The following is a 25,319-nucleotide window of genomic DNA, read 5'->3' on the forward strand; positions in this document are numbered from 1 at the left end:
TTTAAAAATTCAACTAACAAAGAAAAACATTTATCTTTGAATTAATTAACAGAACACTCTCTTAGTAAAAGTCCAAATTAGTTTGAAGACGTACACTTTGTTTATTACTTCGGGATCTATATTTCCCGGCATTGCTTTAAGCATAGTATCGTCTTGCAGAATAGTTGCTTTTAAATCATTCAAATCCGATTCGAGAATGTCTTTCACTCTCTTTGAACTAGGTTCTTTAAATCCTCTTATTTTTATTTCGCCTGGTTCTGCTTCTTCATCATCATTATCAATTCTAGTTTTGAAATTGAAATTTGGTGCTAATACTTGTTCCATTAGCAATGAGGCTGTAATGGCTTTCAGCATATTATTAGTCGCTACTTTTACATCATCTTGAATGGCTTCCGGACTTGCAATAAGATTGGTAAATTGTGCGTGTGTTTTATTGTTGCTATCCCGAGTACAACGACCAATAATTTGAATAATTTCGGTTAATGAACCTCTATATCCCACTGTTAAGGCGTGCTCACAAAAAGGCCAGTCAAAGCCTTCTTTTGCCATACCCAGTGCGATGATTAAATCCATATCATCTAGGGATTTAATATTTCTCAAGTAGTTTACGATTTTGTCTCTTTCCCGGGAACTATCTTCTACCAAATCGGCAACTTTTATTATTTTTCCATCACTATGTCGCTTGATATGAATTACTCCAGTCTCACTATCTTGTTTGATTACATCGCCAATGGCATCTAAAATAAAATTGACTTCATTGTGCTTGTCTTTTGTACTTTCTCCTGAATTTACATTTGGAATATGAAGTATTGTTTTTTTATAGGTATCGAGAATGTCCAATATTGCCGAAGTATATTTTCCTGTATAGAAATGGTAACCAATTCCCAATGATTTCAGGAAGTTGTAGCCATTCAATTGTTCGTAGTAATTGTAAGTTACTTTGGTGAACTTAGCTTCGTTTTCGGGTGTTAAAATAGGGACACTGTCACCTCTAAAATAAGAACCTGTCATTGCTATAATATGAGCAGTAGATTTGTTCATTATTGATTTTAACAATTCTCCTAATCTATTATTGACATCAGCGGAAACGTGATGAAATTCATCTATAGTTAACAGAGTATCATTGAATTTTGCTTCGTCCAACTCCTCGCAAGCAAATCGTAAAGTAGCGTGTGTACAAATTAATATTTTCTCGTCGCTATCCATAAATTTATGAAAAGCTTTTACTTTACTGCTACTGCCTTCTTCTCCGGGAGTACAAAGATTGTAAACATCGTTTGGTTCCCAGTTGGCAAAAAAGCCATCTTTTTTTAAATCGGTTTTAGAAAATGAGCTACCAATAGAACGCTCGGGAACTGCTACAATTACTTTCCTGATGCCTTGATTTACTAATTTATCCACAGCCAAAAACATTAAGGCACGAGATTTACCCGAAGCAGGAGGTGCTTTGAGTAATAAATACTGCGCATCACGAGATTCAAAAGCACGAGTTTGCATTTCTCGCATACCCATAGTATTTATTTTTGTACTATTTCCGGTATTATGGTAGTTTACATTTACTATATCTGGCATATTTTATTTTTTAAATATTTGTTAAAACAAATAAACAAACCCTTGGTATTGATGTGTTTGTAGATTTTATTTTTGGTTTTATCTTTTTTTGAATTGAATATTTTCTATTCCATTCGTTGCTCATCGTTCTCAAAAAAAAAACACACTATTACTCTTCTAAATTTTTCAACTCGGATTCAATCTCTTCAATGGTTGGCAAACTGCTTTTTAAATTATCTGGCAGTATTTCGGTAAACTGAAATTCGCTTATTCCCATTGGTTTATTGATGTCTCGCAAAGCAAATTCAGCTTCGATGTTGTTTTTATCACGACATAGCAAAATCCCTATTGTGGGTTTGTCCTCCTCTTGTTTTATCAGACTATCTACTGCCGATAAATAAAAATTGAGTTTACCTGCATATTCGGGGATAAACTTGGTGTTTTTCAATTCAATTACCACATAGCATTTCAGTTTTATATGGTAAAAAAGCAAATCGATATAATAGTCATTTTCGGCAATTTCTATGTGAAATTGTTGTCCTACAAATGCAAATCCTTTGCCTAATTCTAATAAAAACTTTGTAATATGTGCAACCAATTGTTTCTCGATATCTTTCTCCTGAAATGGTTTTGACATTGTCATAAAATCAAAAACATAAGGATCCTTTAGCGTTTGTTGTGCCAAATCAGAAAAAGGATCGGGCAAGGTATGTGCAAAATTGGTAATGGCACTACCTTGTCGTTTGTACAAATCGGTTTTTATTTGCAGGGCTAAAACATCCCTGCTCCAGTTATTGGCAATAGATTCCTGTATATAAAAATGAGATTCAGCTGTATTTTTTATTTTATCGATAAGAAGTTTTATATGTCCCCAAGGTAATTGAAAAATCAAATTCCCTTTTAAATCGTCCTCAACTTGGGGAGGATTTACAATATTGCTTTCATCCCCAACTTGGGGAGGATTTGCCAAATAGTTATAAAACAGCTTACAATACCTGAGATTGGTTACCGAAAAACCATTCATTTCAGGGAATTCTGCTTTTAGGTCTTTAGAAACTTGTTCTAAAAATGCGGTTCCATAAGCGGTCTGTTTCTCTGAAATCATTTTACCTAAATCCCAATAAAAACGGATCAAAGCGGTATTTACAGCTATTGCCGCTTTTATTTGGGTGGAACGGATTTTGGTTTTCAATTCCGAAATCCATTTTTTGTATTCCAAATCAAACAAATTTATTTCACTCATTTTTTGCTGTTTTTTACTTTTTAACTTTCTTCTCTTCTTGAAATAACGTTCCTTTTTTTTATAGCTGTATTTATACAACTTACAGCTATGTAGTTGTTAGATTTCTGTTTTTCCTAAATTTTTTAAATCAAAGTATTGTGACATTTGTTGACCTAATTTATTTGATATGTAATAGTTCTTCAAATTTTCCGCACTTTCAAATACATTTTTTGCCATTGGGTACTGTGAAATGATTGTTTCTTTAAGTTTATGAGTACTCAATAGACTGAAGTACTCTTCCAGTGTATGATTTTGATTCAGATTTGTCATATAGTCTACAAAATTTGTTTTAAGAACTAATTCTGTCAATCCTTCAAAAAGTAAGTTATAATTGTAAAATATTTCCTTTTCAATATAATCAGCGACATTTTTATCAAAAAGTATTCTTGATTCATAGCCTGCTTTAAGGAGCACATTTTTATTTTCCTCTATTTTGCTGAGTAACCCTAATACATCCATTTTACCACTTAAAATATCTAACAACGTTTTTCGGCTGAAATTTATCTCATAAAGAACCTGAATAATTTGTAAGTAGCAATTTACACGATATTGGTACAGGTTTGTTTTAAAATTCAAATCCGATATTTCCTGTTGAAATGTAATGTTTTGATTACTTATATCCCGCTGCAATTTTTTCTGATCTTCTCCTAACTTGAAGGTAACCCAAATTAAAATTCCCGAGAATAATGCCGAAAAAACAACTCCTGATAAAGTAATCCAATTTGATATATCCATAAATAATTATTTTAAAAGTTTAAAATTTAACTTCTCCCTTTACTTTTTGACTTTTTTAGCTTTCTTTTCTTCTTTAAATAACGTCCCTTTTTCCTTTTCCTCCGCAATCATTTTTTCGTATAATTTGAAAAGGTATTCCAATCGTTCCTCATCGCTTTCAAAAGGTTTAGAACGATAACAACGTTCTACTGCCAAATCATTCAAATGGTGTGCTTCACGCAAACCCTCAGGCATTTTTTCGGGATCATACAATTGTGCCAAGGTTTTCTCGGAATGGTTTTCTCTTTCTTCGAGAATTCTAAAAACGCATTGTTCTAATTCTTGTTTTTGGGAATCGGAAATTTTAGGAAAAGGAAATGTATGATATGAAAAAAAAGATGAATAACGATAATCGGACTTTAATCGTCCAGCGGTAACATCTACCCATACCATATGCATCATAGAATTTAACAAACTAAATACAAATGGTTCCGCTTCGAAAATTACTTGAGCTGAATCTGCAATTATGGTGTCTACTTCTAAAAAACCTAATGGAATATATTTTCTTCTAATCGAAGAAACTCTAGGAACAATTATTTGAGAATTTTTAGCTTCATTACAAAACTCGAAACGATGAGAAGAATCAACTTTGTTCTTAGCATTATTACCTCCATTTGTTCTGAAAAACTTAACTTTTTCAATTCGTTCTTTAATTGGAGGAATGGTTAATGCCTCATTTAAATTTTCATCTAAAATCCACAAACACCATCTTTCAGCTCCGTTTATATATTCAAATGCTCCTATAAATTTCTTAATGAACTTTTCTGAATTAGGATAATTACTCAAAATAGCTTCTTTTTCTTCACCTGTCAGAACTAAATTACCACCGTCCAAAGGTTTGTTTCCAGAAGTCATCTTTGGAAAACTCGATAACGGTAATGTTCGTTTACCGACTATTGTGTCACTACTATTGATTAAATACGCATTTATATTATTTGCTTTTTTTTGTATTGTATCTGTGAATAAATATTTGGCCTTATTTGATTTTGTTCTTACTCCAATTATTGAACAAATTACAGCAGCTTTATCCTTGGCACTATTTGACCATTTAAAATCTTTATGAGCAAAAAATATTTCGAGATTTAGATTAAAGATTAGCGGCCAAGTCATTTCTACTTGTGTTCCTTGACAAACAGAATTTGTCGTAACAAAACTAAAACAACAATTTTCATTTAAGAATAATGCTGCTTTATAAAACCAACAAGAAATATAATCTTGTTTTTTATAATTTTCATTATTATTGAATACCAATCGCATATCCTCTTTTTGCTCTGCATTTTGCATACTGCTTCCCAAATACGGCGGATTTCCCAAAATATACACTTCGGCAAGCTCTGTGCTCGCGTTAATGTTTTTCGGGCAAACAGATTCCCAATCCAAACGACACGCATTACCTTGTGTAATCTGTCCGGCATCTTTGAGAGGCAAGGTTGGGGTGGTTTTGCCAAAGGCTTTAAAAAACTCTTGATTCATTTGGTGCTCTGCCAACCATAGAGCAAGCTTTGCTACTTCGTAAGCAAAATCATCTAATTCAATACCGTAAAAGTTATTTAGCGTAATATTGGAAAGAAAATCACTTCCAAAATCCAGGCTACCAGAACCTGATTTTCCGTTTAGGATATTTAATTCGTTTAGGATTTCCATCTCTAAGCGACGTAATTCTTTGTATGCTATAATCAGGAAGTTACCGCTTCCGCAGGCAGGATCAAATATTTTTATGTTTTGTAAACGGCTTAATAAAGCATTCAGCTTTTTGATATTGCTTTTTGCAACGTCGAATTCCTCTTTTAGATCATTCAAAAACAAAGGCTCTATTACTTTCATAATATTAGGCACACTAGTGTAGTGCTGTCCTAAACTACCGCGTTGATCTATCGAAATAACTGCCTGAAACATCGAACCAAAAATATCAGGATTTATGGCTTCCCAATTTTGTTCGCCACTATCCAAAACAGCTTGTCGGCTTCGGCGTGTGAAAACGGGTGCTTTGTGTTTGTTTTGGAATAAACCACCGTTTACATACGGAAAGGCATCCAAATAAACAGGTAGATTATTTCTAACACCTGATGGCGTATTCATTACCTCAAACATTTTATCGAGATAGTCGCTTAAATCACTACCATCGGTTTGTGTGTGGTTTTGAATAGAATGAGTAAACAAATTCTTTTCGAAAATTCCGGTATCTTCAGCAAAATAACAAAACAACAAGCGAGAAAGAAATACATTCAATCCGTGAATAAATTCAGGAGAATTATCGGGATTGTCTTTTTTGATTTCGTCAAAAAGCTTTGCCATTTTTTCGGCAGCTTTTACATCAGCAGGATTTTCATTTTGATGCGTTGCTTTTTCCATTCCAGCCCAAGGCAAAAAGAAATCAAAATGTTTTGGTAATGCTGTAAAATCGATATCTAAACTATCGCTTGTTTTCGTATCAATGGCTAGCAAAATATTGAAATCGGTAACGATAACAAAACGCTGTTCTTGTTTGAGGGTATTTTTTATTTCGGAAATCGACAGATGTAAATCTTGATTAAATACAGGTTTGAAAAACACTTTTTTCTTCCAAGATATTTCTCCTTCTATTTTAGAAAGGTTTAAATTTCCTTTTTGTAATCGTGTTATTGAGGCTTTTGGCAAACCATAGGCTAACAAAAATTCATAAATGAAAGTTTCATTAGTATAGCTTGCTATTAAATTTTGAAGGTTTGATTCTATTTGTGCAATGTTCATTTTTAAATTTTGTTTGACACCAAACCTCTATTTGTTCAGTTTATAATAAATGTTTTGTTTTTTTCTAACTTTTGATTATTCCTTAGTAATGGTTTGTAAACATCTTGATGCTAATAAAAAATTAGATTGAATTTATTTACAATAATACGAAAAAGCAAATGGAAGTAAAAGGGTAACTTATTAACATAGGGTAAGTAGGGTAAGCAAATTTTAAGTAAAGATTTTTACTTTTTTTGGGTTTTAAAACTTTCGGATTTATCCGAATAAAACAACGCAAAACGAAACGATAGTTGTATTAATTTGCATTGTTTTGGTATTATGTTGCCTGAATTTTGATTTTGAAAAAAAACAAAAAAAGTTTCAACGTTTTTTGCTTACCCACCTTACCCTATGAAATTGACGAAAACTAAAGTATTTCAGTTCATTCATTGAAATGACTAGTTATTCTGAAATTTCTTTGTTTTTATTATCTACTTCCTCCCAAGTGTTTTCAAATACTGCATAGACAAATATTCCGTTCTTTTTTAAGCGTTCGAAGTTGTGCTTTTTGAGTGCTTTTCCGAGCTTGTTGATTGTTCCATCGTTTAGATTTAGTTTTGCTCTATCAGCTAATTTTGAAGCAATTTGAGAAGCGTTGAGAAAAAGCATCCCTCCAATGTTTCCACCTGATGGTTGTGGGATTAAAATATTGCCGTCTTTGTCAATAAATTGATTATCCTCGTTTCTTATAATCGGTTCAAACCAAGTTAAAAGCAATTCTTCTTCCGGGCTTCGGAGTTGGTATTGTTCGTTACTTGCTGTGATGGATTTGATTTCTTCCTGATCGAACCAAAATCTAAAATCACTTTTGAAAAGATATAAAGCTTGTGAAAAAGCCATATTAATATCTACATCGTGTTGGTATTGGATACCTTCTAATTCAAAACATAGAAATCGTCTACTTCCTGTACTGTCGTTTAAGAATTGGGCTGTGTTGACACTTCCTGCAAACGATGCTCTGCGGGGCATTGTTTCGTTATTGTGTCCGTAGGCTCGGCGCATTCTGATTTGAGTTTTTGTAATGATTTCTTTGAGTGATCCAATTTCGGAACGGTTTAGATTTTCGAGTTCATCCAAGTTGATTAGCATACATTCTGCCAGCTGTACTAACGTATCTTTATTGTTTGGGTTGATAGTTCCGGAAAATAAATACTCTTTCAATTGTTTGGGAACGAGTTTTTCTACCCAAGTTGTTTTACCTAATCCTTGTTTGCCACTGAATACAATTACGGTGTGATTTATCACTTTATCATCGAGTACACAGCCTACCATTGCGACTAACCATTTTTTGAAGCATTGTTGCCACAAATCTTGTTTGGTGGTTGTTATTGTGTTGGCTAATTCAGTGATGTAATCGGTCTTCTCGTCATAGGTTGGTAAATTAAAAAAGTAATCTTCGAATGGGTTGTACAATTCACAAAAATCAGAATAAAGCAAATTTCTTAATGAAGATAAATTGGTTTTGATTCGTCCTTTTAAACATTCCCGAAGCATTGAATTTTCTATAAAATCATTCATCACATTCCATTTCTTTTTACCGAAATATTGAAATTCTAGTTTTCCCGAAACGATATTATGACGAAATACATATTTGTTTGATAAAAACAACTCTAAACGATCTATTTGGGTTGGCTTAGGTTTGTCTTCGTCGTCATAATCCGCAGTATCAGTTATTGAAAAGTCTTTTTTGTCTTTTTCTTTTTTAGGAGTTTCAACTTTTTCATTTTTTCCAAACTCGTGACTATTTCCATACGCACTATTTACCGCTTGGGTAACTTCTTTTTCGTCATATCCGAAATCAGTTAGAATGTTTCCCAAAGCTTCGTGTAACGAAACTCCTTTTCGGTTTAGGTTGCACGCTAATTGATGTACGAATACGTTTCGACTGCCATTCACGAATTGTACTTTTTTTTCGGTGAATTTTATGCAGTGGTTGTAGATGGCTTCGGTGTTGTCGGTTGTCGGTTGTTGGTTTTCAGTTTTGGGAACTTCGAGAAATTCAGTTGAATGTGATTGCTTCGTTACACTCGCAAAGACTTGAGCGTTCTCGTTGAGATATAAATTTTCATCCGAAGAATAAAAACATAATCGGGTTATGTCTTTGCCGGACTTATCAATTTCTAGATTTAATAATTTTTCATAATGCTCCTGGACCAATAAGAATGTTTCTTTGTGTTCGGTTTTTGAAGTGTCTATTTTTACTAGAATTTTTAAACCATTTCCTGATGGACTAATGAAACTGGCAAAAGTGAATTCATTTTGATTGGCCAAATGCGAAGCATTTTGCAAATCGGCTGGACTTAATTTATCAATGTCAAGTATGATGAAATTTGAATATTCAGCTAAGAATTCCAATTTACGACCTCCAACAAATTTTGCTGAAGGTGTAAATGCTGGAAGTGATTTTTTGGCTTTATCGTAGGCTTCTTGTTTCTTTTCTGACAATGATTTTCGGAGATAAACAATGGCGTGTCTGTATTTGCCTGTTTTGATTTCGTCTAAAATTGCGAGAAGTGATTTGTGTTCTACAACTTCGTTGAAGTTTTTAAAAATTGTTACCATAGCTTAAAGTTGATGGTTAATAGTTGGCGGTTGTTGGTTCTCGTTTTTGTGAAGTTTGCAATTGCAAGCTTCACAAGTTCCGTTACGCTCTTTCATTTTACTTTCCTTTGAAAGATTTGTTGTAATGCTCGGTTAGGAGTTTTTCAACATCCGAAAGTTTGTAGTAGATTTTGTTTCCGACTTGGCTAAAGGAAATTTTGCCTTCGTCTCTCCAGGTTTGTGCAGTACGTTTTGAAATTTTCATCAGAAGAAGAAATTCCTGATTGTCCAGGAAAGTTTCTTTCTTTGGGTCAGCCTTTGTAGAAAGTTGGCTTTGAATTGCGTCTAATTTGCTCATTAGATCTGTGAACTGGTCTTTTGTGAAAATAATTGCATCCATTTTTAAAGTTTTTTAAATGTTATGGTGCAAATGTGGGAAGTGTAAAAAAGTCCAAAAGTCCTGAAATGGTCTTTCAGGACTATTTTGTTTTAGAGCATTTTGTCAATGTCTATTCTTTTATGGGGTTTCGGACGTTTATCGGTTCGAGAGGGAGTGAGTAATGTTTTGACTGTTTCAGGACTTATTTCTTTTCCTTCCTTGTCAACATAAGAATTTACTATAATTGCAACCAAATCATTCACGGAACCATCAATGATTGATCTGCCTTCTACAAATAATTCTCTTGAAAACTGATAATAAATATCAACAAACTGATTTAAATTGCAATTGATTCGCATTTTTTTGAAAGGCAATTGGTTTGGGATATTGTTGTTTTGCTCTTTTTCAAAATCATTCTGTAATTTACGAATGGTCTGCAAATGCTCAATTAATTGCTGACATTGCTCGTCGTAGGGTTTTAGAAAGATGTTGATTGAATACTTTTCGGCTTGTTTGTACAGAAAAATTTCATCGGTTAGATGAATGATTTTTTCTGTAAAGTTTTCTATTCTTTCCACTTTTATTTTGGTTTCATAAAAGGAAAAATAACGATCATCACATTCAGAATTGATTAATTTTTTAGACTGACAGAAAGGAATTCCTTGTATGCTCGGAGATTGCTTTTCGATTTGTTTTTGTTCTATTAAATGAAAAATCTTGTTGTATTTTAAAACTGCGGTTTTTGATTTAAAAGTTGCTTCATTGTAATGAATAAACTCTTCGAGATTTATAAGCCATCCGCATTGATTGGTTACTAAACTTATCTGATGATTAATGAAATTTGAATAATGTGAAAGTGGCATTGTGCTGAATTTTTGCAATAGAGCAAGGCAATAACTTTCTGAATTTATTTCGTTTTCAATGATAATGTCATAGTCTTTGTTTGTTGTTTCAGTGTTTGTAAAAGCTATCATTTCTTTAAAGTCAGAAAAGATAAGGGTTGAATTGGTTATATTCACTTGCAAAGATTAGGTTTGGTTATAGTTGGTTGATTTATGGGGCAATAAAAAAACACTATCGTGAATTAATAACCTTTATTTCAGTTATGAATCACGAAAAATTCTACTTGATAAAATAAATTTGTTTTTAGGGATGATTACACAAAGTAACATAAATTAAGTAGAATAATCCTAATAAAACAAAAACATCTTATTAGGATTTTGAATACTCTTGTAGTATTAATTCATTAAAAAATATAATTGTCAACCGCCTTATCTAATTCTTCACTAATGATTTTTGCATAAACTTGCGTTGTACTTATGTCACGATGATCCATAAGTTTAGAAACGTGTTCGATTCTCATTCCGTTATTTAAAGCATTGGTAGCAAAACTGTGTCTGCTCAAATGAAATGATAGGTCGAAAGGGAGTTTTATTTTTTCTCCCAATTTTTTCAAATGCCAATTGGCTAGTTTGTTGTACTTGGCGGTATAGAAATAAATAGTTTCGGGACTACTTTCATAAGCTTCTTTGTTTTCAATTACAGGAAAGATATAATCATTGTGATTGGCATTTGCTTTTTTATATTTTTCCAAAATATCTATGGCAACCTTTCCAATTTTAAACTGATGAACTCTTCCTGTTTTACGAATGTGTTTTTGAATTTTATGTTCTGCTTCATTGTAATTGGAATATTGCATTTCGATAACATCGCTAAAACGCAATCCGCCTGCATAAATAGAAAATAGAAATAAGTCTCTCCACATCATTGCTTTTTTGCCTTCTATGAGTTTTAATTGGGTTAAATCGTCAATCTGTTTTTTGTTTAGAAATAGTCTTTTAGATGCGCTGATTTTTAAAGTCACTTTGCTGAAAGGAAACATTGTTTCTGGAATTACTTCTTCCCTGATAGCATCCCTGAAAATGGTTCCGAGCACAATTATGGAAAGGCGTTGAGTTGTATCTCCGTTGCCTAATGTATTGCCTAAATGAAATTTATAGTCGTTTAATAAAGCTACCGTAATTTCATCAAAATATACATCCTTTGTTCCCATATATGTTTGGAACTTATTTACCTGTGTTGTATAGGCTTTGTATGTGGAGTAGGAGACAGTACTTTTGATTTTCTCTAATCGCTTATAGGCATATTCGAAAAAGTTTGGCACTTCTTTTCCTTTGATGGCTTCTTTGAGTTTTTTAACGGATACTGTTTTTGTTTTGCGTTCCATATCGGCAACCTGTCCTTCAGCATCTGCAATTTTTTGAGACAATGAAGCATTCATCCTCGCACTATTTGAATGGTTCTTTTTTACTTTCTGCTTTGCTTCATCCCACTCACTCTCTTTAAGCTTCACTCCAGCAGTGATAAATTTCGTTTTTCTGTCTTTTATAATTCGGATATACAAAGGGCTGTGTCCAGTTTGGTCTGCCTGATGTGTTCTTAAAATTAGTTTTACCGATGCCATAATAAAGAGAATTTAGGAATGTTGTACTATATTTGTAAAGGAATGCAAACGAGTGAAAGTATTGTAAATACTGGGTTTTCAATCGGGTGCAACGTAGTACTAAGGTACAACAATAGGTACAACAAAACAAGTATTTCGATGCTTTTTTATGCTTTATTCTGCATCTGTAAAAAATACAATGTCAACAAATACAGTACTTTAAGTGCAAATCGGATGGTTGGATGAAAAGTTGTAGATAACTTGTATATAGGCGAAACAAACTTTCGTATATACACCCAAAATCGGGTATATTGGCGAAGGTTTGTTTCGCTTTATAGTTTCATCAAATATATAAAAATTCGAAAGCAAGCCATCTAAAAACCGATTTTATTTCTTACAAATTTTCCAACACCAAAAACCATAAAAAATCCCCAACTGCTTTTGCAATCAGGGAATTCTATTCTTTGTAAAAGTTTTTTATTTAGAAAGACAAGTTATTAATTGCTTTAATCCGAAGGAATTTTCGATGCATTTTTGGAAAGCCATTGGTCAAAATTTTTCAATTGAGGGTTTAACTCCTTTGAAAAGCTTTCATTTCTTGCTCCATTGAAGTCGGCATTGAAATCTCTTTTGAACTGGAACATGTTTCCCAAATCATCAGCTCCAGGAAAGCCGAAACTTCTATAGGTTTCAGGGCTTACATTATTGTAAATTACATTTATTCCCATGGCTTTGGAAAGTTTTTCCGCCATTTCATCACCATTTAATTTTTCGCCGGCAATACCAATTGTTTTTCCAATGACTTGACTCCCTTTTTTGAATATTCCATAAGCACATTTGCCTATATCGTCTGCAGCTATGCCGGCCAATTTTTTAGTATCCATCGGCAAAGTAATATAGTAATTGCCATCTTCCCCTTTTTTGGGCCCCATGCCAAAATGGATGAAATTATCCCAGTAAAATGAAGTTCTTAAAAATGTTGTAGGCAAGCCCGCATCTACAAAGAATTTATCAGCTTCGCCTTTGCCATCAAAGTGCGGTACTTTGTATTTTCCCTGCAATGTAGGCATTCTGTCATCATCTAGCGACATCCAGTTCCTGGTGTCTTCCAATGTGGACCAAATGATGTGTTTTAGATGAACTTCTTTTGCGGCTTTAATAAAATTGGCCACTTCTTGTTGTTCTTTTTCAACGGAGAAATGTTCCCAAAAAAAAGTAACAAAGTATGCTCCATAAGCACCTTCCAGGGCTTTTTTTATGCTTTGAACGTCATCTATGTCCGCCACGACAATCTGTGCACCCAATTGTGCCAAGCCTTTTGCTTTTTCAGAATTGGCATCTCTTGTTACTGCCCTTACTGAAAAGTCGCTATTTTTATCTGCTAAAATAGCCCTGACCAAGCCTCCACCTTGAGCACCTGTGGCACCAAAGACAGTGATTACTTTTTTGTTTTCCATTTTGATTTTGAATATTAAGGTTCTATATTAATTTTGATGGCACTTCTAATCCTTTAAATTATTGCATTACTATTTTGCTAAACCGTTATTTATTTCATTTCGGTTACAATGGCAGTAAATGGCTTTTTGCCCACATTTGTTGTTTGGTGGGTTACAGCTGGTGAATACATTGCTTGCCCTGCTTTCAATTCGACGACGACTGGTTCTTTGTCTTTTATTTCCACCTTCATTTTTATGTTAGTTACGGCATAAACTGCATACTGTGGATGGGAATGCCATTCGGCAACTGCTCCAGGATTGAAGGTTACTTCTGATACATTAACCTTGTCATTGTCGGTTAATACTTTGATAGTTACCCCAGGCCATTTTTCAACTTTTTCCTGGGCAATACCTTTTTGTACTGTTGCCATAAACAGAATCACTGACAACATCATTAAAATTGGTTTTTTCATGATAGTTTAATTTAAATTTTGCCTACTCTTATGGTTTTTCAGTTCTACCCTGTTTTTTATAGTGGTTACTAGTTTCCACTTTATAAAGTTATTTGTGTAGCTTTTGCCTATTGTCTTTGGGGTTTTCGAGAATGTTATTTTTCTGAAAATCAAACTTTATGTTCCATGTCATGGTTACTTTAAAAGAAAAGTGACCATTTTATGTCCAGGGATACAATGTAAATATTTGTTTTTTGGTCCAATTTTTTATTGAAATAAATATTTTTTGCACGATGCTTATCTGTTTTTCACACAAAATGTTTAAGCAAAACAATCTTTAAATATTTGAGGCAAAAAAACGTTTTTTAGTAGTATTTAAAATTACAAAAAAAATAATAATAGAATTTAAAAAAGACATTTTATTTTATGTAAATAATTAATATTTAGTATTTTAACTTTTTTTATTGTTGCTGTCTTGGGAATTTTGCACAAAAAAATCCGCTTTGTGAAAACAAAGCGGATTTTATTTTAAAGAATAAATTTAATTATTTCTTGGGAATAGGCAGGTCAGAATTATAGCAATCTCGATACAGTCGCCATTTTCCGTCTTCCATTTTGAAAAGTTCTATTGATTTTCCGGAATCCAGTATTTTTCCATCTTTGTCTGAAAACGTCCATTCTTCTTCTGCTGCCATCATTTCTTCGTTGCCCCATATTTCTATGGTTTTCATGGTGAATGTTGGCACTCCTTCTTTAATCCAACCGCTAAAAGTTTTTAGAATTGCAGGTCTTCCAATGATTGCTTTTTGATTTGGTCCCAACATTTTGGCATCTGTGGTGTAACAATTCGCCAGCGCGATGGAATCGCCTTTGTTCATGGCTATGACAAATGTTTGACCGGCAGTTTCTATTGCTGCTTTTGCTTCGTCCAAATTAAATGTGGATTTAATTTCAGTTGCAACTTCTGTTTCTTTTTTACAACTGATGGTTACCAAAATTAAGGCAATTAAAACGACTTTGATTAGATGTGTTATTTTCATGGTAAAGGTTTTGGTTAATAATCTATTAAAGGTATAAATAATTGATTATCAAGGTTATTTTTTTGTGGAATTATTTATTAACAAAAAAAATCCGCTTTAAGTAGGTAAAGCGGATTTATGAGATTTAAGAAAAATTGACTTTTAAATCAATTGACAATTTTAGTATTGGTTGGAGAAAAAAACAAATTCAGGTTTTCTCTCCGATTTCGTATCCATCATTATTTTAATTCTTTTCCATCCAAAGTTATTTTTGCATTCGTGAATACCAATTTGTTTTTGCCTTCATTGGTTTTTATGTCGAAATTCTGTAGTTGAACGCTTTCAGCAAAGAAAATACCGAAAGGTCTATCAGCCGTGATGGTAACGTTTTTTAGGATAATATTGGATGCAGCAGCTTCAGGCAATCCCCAAATTAAACCTGCCCGATTTCCTTTTACCGCAGTTGCAATAATGTTTTCGAAAGTGATATTGCGGTAGATTGGTGTCAGCTCCGTTACATTTGCCGGAGGATAAGTAGCGGCAATTTCAGGTGTCAGCTTTTGCAAATTTCTGTAAGGAGTGTCTTTTTTTGCCATATAAGCACCATAAATCAGAATTGGAATGCCAACATTGGTCATTTTTAGATTTCGATAAGTAATATTTTCGACCAATCCACCACGGTCGCGATCGGATTTTATGCGGATGCCAAAATCGGTATTGGTAAATGTGCAATTTTCAACAGTAAAATTTGACACTCCGCCTTTCGTTGGACTTCCTATGGATACACCGTGTCCGTTACCATACGTACAACCTGTGATTAGAACATCCGAGGTATTGCCGCCACAGGTAAAATTATCGTCACCCACGCTAATATCACAACCTTGTATCAATATTTTTTTTCCTGTCACGTCACAAGCATCCGTGTTATGACTTGGATTCACTGGATCGGTCGATGAAGGAGCGCGAATAATAACGTTTCGTACTGTTATATTTGATGATTTTCCACCTACTGTTATATGAAATTTAGGGGAATTTATCATTTTTACTTGGTCAAACAAGACTTTGTCACAATCCCTGAATTCAATCATTCTGGGACGCTTTACGGTTTCTGTTTTGGCAAATGGCCACCAAGGACTCCCTTGTCCGTCAATCATTCCTTTTCCTGTTATGGCAATATCGTGTAGTTTTACGCCATAGATAAAAGACTTGCCTTCCGCCGTGACACCGAGATACTTATCCATTGGCAGCATTTTTAGTATTGCATCAAGATCAATTTGCAGGTTCAGGTTGTTTGCAAACTCTAAGGGCCCACATAAGTAGGTTCCTTTTGGAATTATGACTTTACCGCCTCCAGCATTGGTTGCGGCATTTATGGCATCCTGAATGGCTTTGGTGTTGTCTGTTACATCATCTCCAACAGCACCATAATCTTTGATGTTAAATGTTTTATTTGGAATTGTTGGAAGTTCTGGTGCCACATATTTTGTCTGCGCCATGATTGTAGTGTACTTTGTACTGGTTAAAGACAAGATCATGGCTAAAAACAAGGAAATTGTTTGATAGGATTTCATTGAATTTTTTTATTTGAAAGTGCATTTAAAATATTTTTGAAGAGGGGAGAAAGTAAAAATCCGCCTTGCTTTCACAAAACGGATTTATAATTATTTCAAGGCTGCAAACTGCAACTGAATACTAAAATTTACAAGTGAATCACTTCGCCATAAGCATCAGCAACAGCTTCCATAACCGCTTCACTCATTGTTGGGTGAGGGTGTATCGATTTTAAGATTTCGTGACCAGTTGTTTCCAGTTTACGAGCTACAACTGCTTCTGCAATCATATCCGTAACACCGGCACCAATCATGTGACAACCCAACCATTCGCCGTATTTGGCATCAAAAATTACTTTTACGAAACCATCAGGAGTTCCGGCAGCTTTTGCTTTTCCAGAAGCCGAGAAAGGGAATTTCCCAATTTTCAATTCGTATCCTTTTTCCTTGGCTTGTTTTTCCGTCAAACCTACAGAAGCAATTTCTGGTGTGGCATACGTACAACCAGGAACGTTTCCGTAATCGATAGGATCAACGTGAAGACCAGCAATTTTCTCCACACAGTTGATTCCTTCGGCAGAAGCAACGTGTGCCAAAGCCTGACCTGGAGTAACGTCACCAATTGCATAATATCCAGGGATATTCGTTTGGTTGTAAGCGTTTACCAAGATTTTATCTCTGTCAACAGCAATACCCACTTCTTCCAATCCGATGTTTTCGATGTTGGTTTTGATTCCAACAGCAGACAATAAAATGTCGGCTTCCAAAACTTCTTCTCCTTTAGCTGTTTTTACGAATGCTTTAACTCCTTTTCCAGAAGTATCAATTCTTTCCACGGAAGAATTTAACATTACCTTGATTCCCGCTTTTTTCAAAGATTTTTCAAATTGTTTTGAAATATCTTCGTCTTCTACAGGCACTACGTTTGGCATAAATTCCACGATGGTAACATCCGTTCCCATTGAGTTGTAGAAATGTGCAAATTCAACTCCAATTGCTCCAGAACCAACCACAATCATTTTTTTAGGTTGCTCAGGTAATGACATTGCTTGTCTGTATCCAATCACTTTTACACCATCTTGTGGCAAGTTTGGCAACTCACGAGAACGAGCTCCCGTAGCAATAATAATATGGTCAGCGCTGTATTCAGTAACTTTTCCGTCTTTATCCGTAACGTCAATTTTTTTACCCGGTTTTATTTTTCCAAAACCATCAATAACGTCAATTTTGTTTTTTTTCATCAGGAAAGTAATTCCTTTACTCATTCCATCAGCAACTCCACGGCTACGTTGAATAACCGCCGGGAAGTCTTTATCAAAAGATGAAACAGTCAATCCATAATCAGAAGCGTGTTTTAAGTAATCAAAAACCTGCGCTGATTTCAGCAATGCTTTCGTAGGGATACAACCCCAATTCAAACAAATACCACCAAGGTTTTCTTTTTCGATTACGGCAACTTTAAAGCCTAATTGTGATGCTCTAATGGCAGTTACATATCCGCCTGGGCCACTTCCTAAAACTATAATATCGTATTTCATATTTATCTTTTTTCTAAATTAATTTCAGTGTGCGAATTTAAGGATTTATTTTATTACAAGGAAGTTTCGGCTTTAAAAGTTTAATGCGTTGTAACTTAAAATTGTTAGAATTTTTTAGAAGTGATTAGTAACTTGTAATTAGCCGGTAGGCTTTTGCTTTTAGACGCTAATTACTAAAATCAATACTCAACGGCAAACTGCGAATCATACAGGTTTTTATAATAACCACCTTCTTTGCCTACCAATTCCTGATGTGTTCCTTGTTCCACAATCAGGCCTTTGTCCATTACCACAATTTTATCGGCATTGATGATAGTAGCCAATCGGTGGGCAATCACGATGGAAGTTCTTCCTTTCGTAATCGTTTCGGTAGCTTTTTGAATCAATTCTTCGGAATAGGTGTCAATTGAAGAAGTGGCTTCGTCCAAAATCAAAATACTCGGATTGCTTACGTAAGCACGCAAAAAAGCAATCAATTGACGTTGCCCGGACGAAAGCATTACACCACGTTCTTTCACGTCAAAATCATAATTATCAGGCAAGCTCATAATGAATTTGTGAACGCCAATTTTTTTGGCAGCAGCCAGAACCTGTTCACGGCTAATATCAGGATTGTTTAGGGTAATGTTGTTGAAAATGGTATCTGCAAAAAGGAAAACGTCCTGCAATACCACTGCAATTTGTTTACGTAACGAGCTCAAAGTATAGTTTTCAATATTATGATCGTCAATGTAAATCGTTCCGCTATTGATTTCATAAAAACGATTCAGCAAATTGATGATCGTCGATTTTCCGGCTCCCGTTGCACCAACAATGGCCACGGTTTCACCAGCTTTTACATTCAAATCAATACCTTTTATGACATATTCTTCGGCGATATAACCAAAATGAACATCTTTGAATTGAATGCTTCCTCTAAAAATTGGAGCTTCAACCGTTCCGGTATCCTGAATTTGGTCCTGGGTGTCGAGAATGTCAAAAACACGATTGGCAGCAATCATTCCCAATTGCATCTCGTTGAACTTATCCGCAATCTGACGCAGCGGGTTGAACAACATTCCAATAAACATCGTGTAAGCCGTCATTTGTCCCAAAGTCGTAAATGAATTTCCATTTATAATTTGAATTCCGCCATAAAACACGATAAAACCTAGGGTTAACGACGAAATGATATCGGCAATGGGAAAGAAAATGGAGTTGTACAAGATGGTTTTTATCCAGGCTTTATTGTGTTTTCCGTTAATCTCTCTGAACTTTTCAGATTCAATATCTTCCCGATTAAATAATTGAACAATTTTCATTCCCGTAACTCTTTCTTGAACGAAGGAATTCATGTTGGCAATTTGGGTTCGCACTTCTTCGAAAGCGATTTGCATTTTCTTTTGAAATATTCGCGTGAAAAAAACCAATATCGGCATCGCAAACACTACAATTAATGAAAGTTGCCAATTCATCCAAAACATTATGATCAAGCAAACAATCATTTTCATCACGTCACTCGCAATCATGAACAAACCTTGACTAAAAATACGGGCAATTTGTTCGATGTCTGAAACTGATCTGGTCACCAATTGTCCAACTGGCAGGTGGTCAAAATACTTAATTCGGAAACTCAACATATGTTTGAAGAGTTTCGTCCGGATGTCTTTTACAATGTCTTGTCCCAGCCAGTTTGCCCAATACACAAAGAAAAATTGAAAAATAACTTCTAATAATAAAGTAATTCCCATCAAGGTCACATACAATAACAACCCATAATTGTCTTTGGGTTTGATGTAAGTGTCCACGGTTCCTTGTAAAATTAAAGGACGCAATGCGGCAAATAAAGACAAGAAAACAGCAAATGCAATTACGCTATTGAATCGCCATTTATAAGGCTTGGTGTATTTTAATATTCTTTTAAATACTGTTGTGTCAAATACTTTTGCTTTCATATATTTTTTTAGGAGCTATATCCTGATGTTCAATTTTAATTGCAATATCAATTTCAATGGCAATTTCAAAATAAAAGAATTAATTCAAATATTTATTGTCTTAATACTTAATTCTAAAATTTTGATTCTTTTTTCTACAAATAATCGTACTCAATTTTTGTCAAATACAATCCGTGTGCAGGAACCGAAAAACCAGCTTTATCGCGATTCTTGCTTTTAATAATTTCATTGAAATCGTCCAATGTAATTTTGTGTAAACCAACGTTTACCAATGTTCCCACAATAGCGCGAACCATGTTGCGGAGGAAACGATTGGCCGAAATCGTGAATACAATTTGGTTATTCTCTTGTGTCCAATGTGCTTCAAATATAGTGCAATCAAATGTATTCACATCCGTGTTAACTTTGGAAAAACATTGAAAATCAATATGATTGAATAATAATTTTGAAGCTTGATTCATCAAGTCCAAATCCAATTTTTGGTGGAAATACCAGCTTCCGTCCTGTAAAAAAGCATCCTTGAATGTATTGATATGGTATTCATAGGTTCTTTTTTTGGCATCAAAACGGGCGTGCGCTTCGTCAGGAACGGGAATAATGGCATAGACCACAATGTCTTTGGGTAAATAAGAATTGAGTTTGTGTATGATGCTTTTTAAATCAAAAGGTTTTTCAAAATCAAAATGCGCATACATTTCTGTGGCGTGAACCCCAGTATCCGTACGTCCTGCGCCCATAAGGCTAATTTCAGTATTCAATATGACCGAGACTGCCTTGTTCAGGGTTTCCTGCACAGACGCAGCATTGGGTTGGTATTGCCATCCGTGATAATTGGTTCCGTTGTATGCCAGTTTTATAAAATACCTCAAGTTTAGTGCGCAGTGTCCAGTGTTCAAATTCAGCCAATAATACTGAAAAAGTGTCCAGTGAAAGGGTTAATAGTGGCAAATTTACAAAGATTTAAGTTGATTATACCTTTAAAATTTTACCAAAACGGAAATTAAAAATAGTTAATCTTTCATCTTTAATAATAACTTTGCGACTTAGTAAAAAATGAGGATGAGATAGCTTTGTTCCTCGCAATGACGATATGAAAAAAATCCTTCTACTTTCCGATACGCACAGTTATATTGATGACACCATTTTAAAATATGTGGAACAGGCTGACGAAGTTTGGCACGCCGGTGATATTGGCGATTTGGTCGTGACGGACACAATAAAGAAGTTGAAACCGTTACGTTGTGTTTACGGTAATATCGACGATGATAAAGCCCGAATGGAATTTCCGTTGCACAATCGATTTATGTGTGAGGGAGTAGATGTTTGGATTACGCATATTGGCGGGTATCCCGGAAAATACAATCCAAATGTTAAAGCTGAAATGACAGCGAATCCTCCAAAGTTGTTTGTTTGCGGGCACTCGCATATTTTAAAGGTGATTTTCGACAAGAAGCATAATCTTTTGCACATGAATCCGGGAGCTGCCGGAAAAAGTGGTTTCCATCAAGTGAGAACGATGTTGCGTTTCGTGATTGATGGCGACAAAATCAAAGATTTAGAGATTATAGAAATAGGGAAGAAGTAGAGTTCAGTTTTCAGGTCGCTTCAGTGCAATTAAGAAGAAAAACATATTCTCGGCGTGTCATTTCGACGAAGGAGAAATCGCATTAGTTGCTCTCGTTATGTGATTTCTCCTTCGTCGAAATGACAAAAACTTTACTTAAATTACAACTATTTCTGAGTTAAAAAAGACCACAAAAAAACCCGAACTTTCATTCGGGTTTCCTTCGCACATAAACATAAGATTATAGGATTATCTCAACCTATCCACAGATTTTACAAGATCTTCGTCCTTCTTGATGGCCTTATTAGCTAACACTAATAATACGATAGCAACAATTGGCAGAAACATCCCAATACCTTTCTCAGAAACAGCAACTGTTTCTCCAGATAAATTTAGTGAACGATAAACAAACAAGCCTAATAAAATTAAATTTAATATTATATTCAATCTGCCCATTACAAATTGATTTTGTCTTTTTTTATACGAAACGATACTCAACAAGGAAAGTGTTGTACTCAATCCTAAAACTACAATGTACACTTGATTTTGCATAAAAAAGTAGTCTTTGCCATCAGCCATTGTCCATAACGGAAAAATAAATGGTAAAACACCAGTTACCACAAAGGCAAGAAGTAAATATATGGTTTGAATTCTTTGTATCATTGTTCTGATTTCTTTGACAAAAATATATTTTCTTTTTAATAAATACTATTGTATCCTGAAAATTATTTTGTATTATTGCATAACAAATCCGTAAGTACTTCATTCTTCGGCGAATTCAAAATCAAAAAATTTACTACACACTTTTATAGTAATTCCCAATTATTTAAACTCATAGAACATTTATGTTTGACATTTCTGTATTAAAAGAAATGAAGCTTTCCGAGCTTCAGGAAATAGCTAAAGCGGCTAAAACAATAAAATTTAACGGAGTAAAAAAAGAGGCATTAATTAGCCAGATTTTGGAACTTCAGTCGGCAAGTTCTGATGCTGATCCCAAGAATAAAAAAGAGGAAAAGAAAGCGGAAGACGACAAACCAAAAAGAACCCGAATTGTAGCCGAGAAAAAACCTGCCATCCAGAAGCCTGTTAATGCTTCCCTTTTTGCAGAAGAAACTCCGGTTGAAACAGTTGCTCCTGTTGTGGAAACTACCAATACAGAAGAAAAAGCACCTGAAATTGCAGAGAAGAAAGTAGGCAAGGTAATCAAATTCAATAAATCAGCTTACGAAAAGAAAATGGCTTTACAAAAGCAAAAAGAAGAAGCAAAATTAGCCAGTGGAGAAAATGAATCTACCGAAACAAATGAGGTAAATTCAGAAGCTGAAACTCCTGAAAATACTGAAACCACTCCAGAAGTTAGCGCTCCTGCCAAAAAAATAAACCCCAACCAATTACATAAACAAAACCAGAATCCTAACCAAAATCCACACGAGCGAAAGCGAACTGACGAAGTAAATCAAAACGGCAATGGTAATGTAAACCCCAATTTCAAAAACAAGAAAAACAATTTCAGGGATTCTGATTTTGAATTTGACGGTATCATTGAAAGTGAAGGTGTATTGGAAATGATGCCTGATGGGTATGGTTTCCTTCGTTCATCGGATTATAATTATTTGGCTTCGCCAGATGATATTTATTTATCCACTTCACAAATCAGATTGTTCGGACTTAAAACCGGGGATACAGTAAAAGGAGTGGTGCGTCCTCCAAAAGAAGGCGAGAAATTCTTTCCATTGGTTCGCGTTTTAAAAATCAACGGACACGACCCACAAGTCGTTCGTGACCGTGTATCTTTCGAACATTTGACTCCTGTTTTTCCATCTGAAAAATTTAAATTGGCCGAAAGGCAAAGCACGATTTCAACCCGAATCATCGATTTATTTTCTCCAATAGGAAAAGGACAACGTGGCATGATTGTGGCACAGCCTAAAACTGGTAAAACCATGTTGTTGAAAGACATTGCTAATGCCATTGCTGCCAATCATCCAGAGGTTTATTTGATTGTTTTATTGATTGATGAACGTCCGGAAGAGGTTACAGATATGCAAAGAAGTGTTCGTGGAGAAGTAATTGCTTCCACTTTCGACAGAGAGCCGCAAGAACACGTAAAAATAGCGAATATCGTTCTTGAAAAAGCAAAACGTTTGGTAGAATGTGGTCACGATGTAGTGATTTTGCTAGACTCTATTACGCGTTTGGCAAGAGCTTATAACACGGTACAACCCGCATCTGGCAAGGTATTGAGTGGTGGTGTGGATGCGAATGCCTTGCAAAAACCAAAACGATTTTTTGGAGCGGCCAGAAATGTTGAAAACGGTGGTTCATTGAGTATCATTGCCACGGCATTGACAGAAACTGGTTCGAAAATGGATGAAGTTATTTTTGAAGAATTCAAAGGAACGGGTAATATGGAATTGCAATTGGACAGAAAAATTGCCAACAAACGTATTTTTCCTGCGATTGATTTAACTTCTTCCAGCACCAGACGTGATGATTTATTGTTGGATCAAAAAACATTGCAAAGAATGTGGATTATGAGAAAATACCTTTCTGATATGAACCCTGTGGAAGCAATGGATTTCATCAACGATCGTTTCAAGAAAACCAAAAATAACGAGGAATTCTTGATTTCGATGAATGATTAAACAATATCAATTTCAATATCAATATCAAATTTCAATTATAAAAAAACTCCGATGGAATACCTATCGGAGTTTTTTGTGAATTATAAAGTCTAAAATCGATATTTTATTCTACTTCTTTCTGAATTCTTTTTTCTATCTGGTCTATACTTTCTTTGCGTTCCAACAAAGCCATATAAAATCCATCAAAACCAGACTCTGATGCCAGTATTTTTTGGTCTTTTATGAAGTTGAATTGTTTTCCAATTTCGGTAGTCAGGAATTTTTGAACTTGATCCTGATTTTCAGAAGGTAAAATGGAACAAGTAGCATACACTAATTTTCCGCCCGGTTTTACAATTTTGGAATAACTTTCCAAAACCTCAGACTGAACTTTACGAATGTTGTCTATGAATTCGGGTTGTAATTTCCATTTGGCATCCGGATTTCTTTTCAGAACTCCCAAACCGCTACAAGGTGCGTCAATCAAAACTCTGTCGGCTCTTTCGTGTAATTTTTTAATTACTTTGGTTGAGTCGATGATGCGGTATTCAATATTGAAAGCACCATCTCTTTTGGCTCTTAATTTCAATTGCTTCAATTTACTTTCGTACAAATCCATTGCAATCAATTGTCCTTTGTTTTCCATCAAAGCGGCAATGTGCAATGTTTTTCCACCAGCACCAGCACAAGTATCCACCACGCGCATTCCAGGTTTTACGTCAAGGAAGGCAGCAACTAATTGTGAATTGGCATCCTGAACTTCAAAAAAACCTTGCTTGAAAGCATCCGTCAGGAAAACGTTGGCTCTTTCTTTTAAAACCAAAGCATCAGGTTGGTCTTTCAGGTATTCAGTTTCAATGTTCAAGTCCATCAAGATGGCTCTTAATTGCTCCTTGGTAGTTTTTAGAGTGTTCGTTCTAAGAATTACTTTGGCAGGTTGGTTCTGGGCTGTAATTTCTTTTGCCCAAACTTTTTCGCCTAATTCTTTCACGCCCAATTCGTCCATCCAATCCGGGATGGATTCTTTCAGGGTTCTAATTTTTGAAAGTTCGTCAAAACGTCCTTTTATTTTTCTTTCAGGAGTTCCTTCCAATTGACGCCAATCGGGGATAGGGTAGCCTCTCAATACAGCCCAAACCGAGAATATTCTCCAAAGATTGTCTCTGTCGAATGGTTCTTTTACTTCGGCGATTTCTGTGTATAATCTTTTCCAACGTACAATTTCGTAGATGGTTTCGGCAACAAATTTTCTATCGGAGCTTCCCCAACGTTTGTCTTTTTTTAAAGAACGTGCCACTACTTTATCGGCATATTCGCCTTCATTGAAGATGGCATTTAAGGCGTCGATGGTGGTGTAAACTAAATTTCTGTGTAATCTCATTTTGAATAATTGAGGTGCAAAGGTACTACTAAATGATTTAATATTTTTTCAAAAAAAAAACACTGTTTTAATACAGTGT

Annotated in this window: 19 protein-coding genes; 2 read left to right on the forward strand and 17 right to left on the reverse strand. The window is 34.8% G+C overall.

Going from position 1 to position 25,319, the window contains the following annotated elements:
• Positions 1–45: 45 nt before the first annotated feature.
• The 15 genes from BUC16_RS13115 to truA all read right to left on the reverse strand — a co-directional run bounded on the left by BUC16_RS13115 (position 46) and on the right by truA (position 20,537).
• Positions 46–1,572, reverse strand: coding sequence for a DEAD/DEAH box helicase (locus BUC16_RS13115; protein ID WP_211517992.1), 1,527 nt, complete (start codon positions 1,570–1,572; stop codon positions 46–48).
• Positions 1,573–1,720: 148 nt separating this feature from the next.
• Complete coding sequence (locus tag BUC16_RS13120; protein ID WP_073371448.1) at positions 1,721–2,794, reverse strand: PDDEXK nuclease domain-containing protein; 1,074 nt, start codon at positions 2,792–2,794, stop codon at positions 1,721–1,723.
• Positions 2,795–2,890: 96 nt separating this feature from the next.
• Complete coding sequence (locus tag BUC16_RS13125; RefSeq protein ID WP_073371260.1) at positions 2,891–3,568, reverse strand: hypothetical protein; 678 nt, start codon at positions 3,566–3,568, stop codon at positions 2,891–2,893.
• A gap of 39 nt (positions 3,569–3,607) precedes the next feature.
• Entirely contained in the window at positions 3,608–6,337 is a 2,730-nt protein-coding gene (locus BUC16_RS13130) for a class I SAM-dependent DNA methyltransferase (protein WP_073371261.1), read from the reverse strand.
• A 441-nt stretch (positions 6,338–6,778) separates the two neighbouring features.
• Positions 6,779–8,938 carry a VapE domain-containing protein gene (locus BUC16_RS13135; protein WP_073371262.1) on the reverse strand — a complete coding sequence of 720 codons (2,160 nt, stop codon included), beginning with the start codon at positions 8,936–8,938 and terminating at the stop codon, positions 6,779–6,781.
• 97 nt (positions 8,939–9,035) lie between these two features.
• A complete protein-coding gene (locus BUC16_RS13140; RefSeq protein ID WP_073371263.1) occupies positions 9,036–9,317 on the reverse strand; it encodes a helix-turn-helix domain-containing protein in 282 nt (93 codons plus the stop codon).
• 89 nt (positions 9,318–9,406) lie between these two features.
• Positions 9,407–10,159, reverse strand: a complete 753-nt coding sequence (locus tag BUC16_RS17750) for a hypothetical protein (protein WP_170860876.1) — start codon at positions 10,157–10,159, stop codon at positions 9,407–9,409.
• Positions 10,160–10,542: 383 nt separating this feature from the next.
• Positions 10,543–11,760 (reverse strand): site-specific integrase, encoded by a 1,218-nt coding sequence (locus tag BUC16_RS13150; RefSeq protein WP_073371264.1) that lies wholly within the window; start codon positions 11,758–11,760, stop codon positions 10,543–10,545.
• A gap of 485 nt (positions 11,761–12,245) precedes the next feature.
• Positions 12,246–13,196, reverse strand: coding sequence for an NmrA/HSCARG family protein (locus BUC16_RS13155; RefSeq protein ID WP_073371265.1), 951 nt, complete (start codon positions 13,194–13,196; stop codon positions 12,246–12,248).
• A gap of 89 nt (positions 13,197–13,285) precedes the next feature.
• On the reverse strand, positions 13,286–13,648 hold the full coding sequence (locus BUC16_RS13160; RefSeq protein ID WP_073371266.1) for a cupin domain-containing protein: 363 nt from the start codon (positions 13,646–13,648) through the stop codon (positions 13,286–13,288).
• Between the two features lie 524 nt (positions 13,649–14,172).
• Positions 14,173–14,667 carry a YybH family protein gene (locus tag BUC16_RS13165; protein WP_073371267.1) on the reverse strand — a complete coding sequence of 165 codons (495 nt, stop codon included), beginning with the start codon at positions 14,665–14,667 and terminating at the stop codon, positions 14,173–14,175.
• A gap of 218 nt (positions 14,668–14,885) precedes the next feature.
• Positions 14,886–16,217, reverse strand: a complete 1,332-nt coding sequence (locus tag BUC16_RS13170; protein ID WP_073371268.1) for a glycoside hydrolase family 28 protein — start codon at positions 16,215–16,217, stop codon at positions 14,886–14,888.
• A 128-nt stretch (positions 16,218–16,345) separates the two neighbouring features.
• Positions 16,346–17,734, reverse strand: coding sequence for a dihydrolipoyl dehydrogenase (gene lpdA, locus BUC16_RS13175; RefSeq protein ID WP_073371269.1), 1,389 nt, complete (start codon positions 17,732–17,734; stop codon positions 16,346–16,348).
• Positions 17,735–17,913: 179 nt separating this feature from the next.
• Positions 17,914–19,668 carry an ABC transporter ATP-binding protein gene (locus BUC16_RS13180; RefSeq protein ID WP_073371270.1) on the reverse strand — a complete coding sequence of 585 codons (1,755 nt, stop codon included), beginning with the start codon at positions 19,666–19,668 and terminating at the stop codon, positions 17,914–17,916.
• Positions 19,669–19,802: 134 nt separating this feature from the next.
• The gene (gene truA, locus BUC16_RS13185) at positions 19,803–20,537 is read right to left on the reverse strand and encodes a tRNA pseudouridine(38-40) synthase TruA (protein WP_073371271.1); all 735 of its coding nucleotides are present in this window, start codon (positions 20,535–20,537) and stop codon (positions 19,803–19,805) included.
• 221 nt (positions 20,538–20,758) lie between these two features.
• Between truA and BUC16_RS13190 the strand changes: the two genes are divergently transcribed.
• Entirely contained in the window at positions 20,759–21,253 is a 495-nt protein-coding gene (locus tag BUC16_RS13190; RefSeq protein WP_073371272.1) for a metallophosphoesterase family protein, read from the forward strand.
• A 228-nt stretch (positions 21,254–21,481) separates the two neighbouring features.
• Here the strand turns inward: BUC16_RS13190 and BUC16_RS13195 are convergent, their stop codons facing one another.
• Positions 21,482–21,895 (reverse strand): DUF4293 domain-containing protein, encoded by a 414-nt coding sequence (locus BUC16_RS13195; protein ID WP_073371273.1) that lies wholly within the window; start codon positions 21,893–21,895, stop codon positions 21,482–21,484.
• 182 nt (positions 21,896–22,077) lie between these two features.
• Between BUC16_RS13195 and rho the strand changes: the two genes are divergently transcribed.
• Positions 22,078–23,880, forward strand: coding sequence for a transcription termination factor Rho (gene rho, locus BUC16_RS13200; protein ID WP_073371274.1), 1,803 nt, complete (start codon positions 22,078–22,080; stop codon positions 23,878–23,880).
• Positions 23,881–23,983: 103 nt separating this feature from the next.
• On the opposite strand, the gene BUC16_RS13205 is transcribed toward rho, so the two are convergent.
• Positions 23,984–25,240: an RsmB/NOP family class I SAM-dependent RNA methyltransferase gene (locus tag BUC16_RS13205; RefSeq protein WP_073371275.1), complete on the reverse strand. Its 1,257-nt coding sequence runs from the start codon at positions 25,238–25,240 to the stop codon at positions 23,984–23,986.
• Positions 25,241–25,319: the final 79 nt, after the last annotated feature.

It is taken from the genome of Flavobacterium fluvii (assembly GCF_900129545.1).
In the GTDB taxonomy this organism is placed as follows: domain Bacteria; phylum Bacteroidota; class Bacteroidia; order Flavobacteriales; family Flavobacteriaceae; genus Flavobacterium; species Flavobacterium fluvii.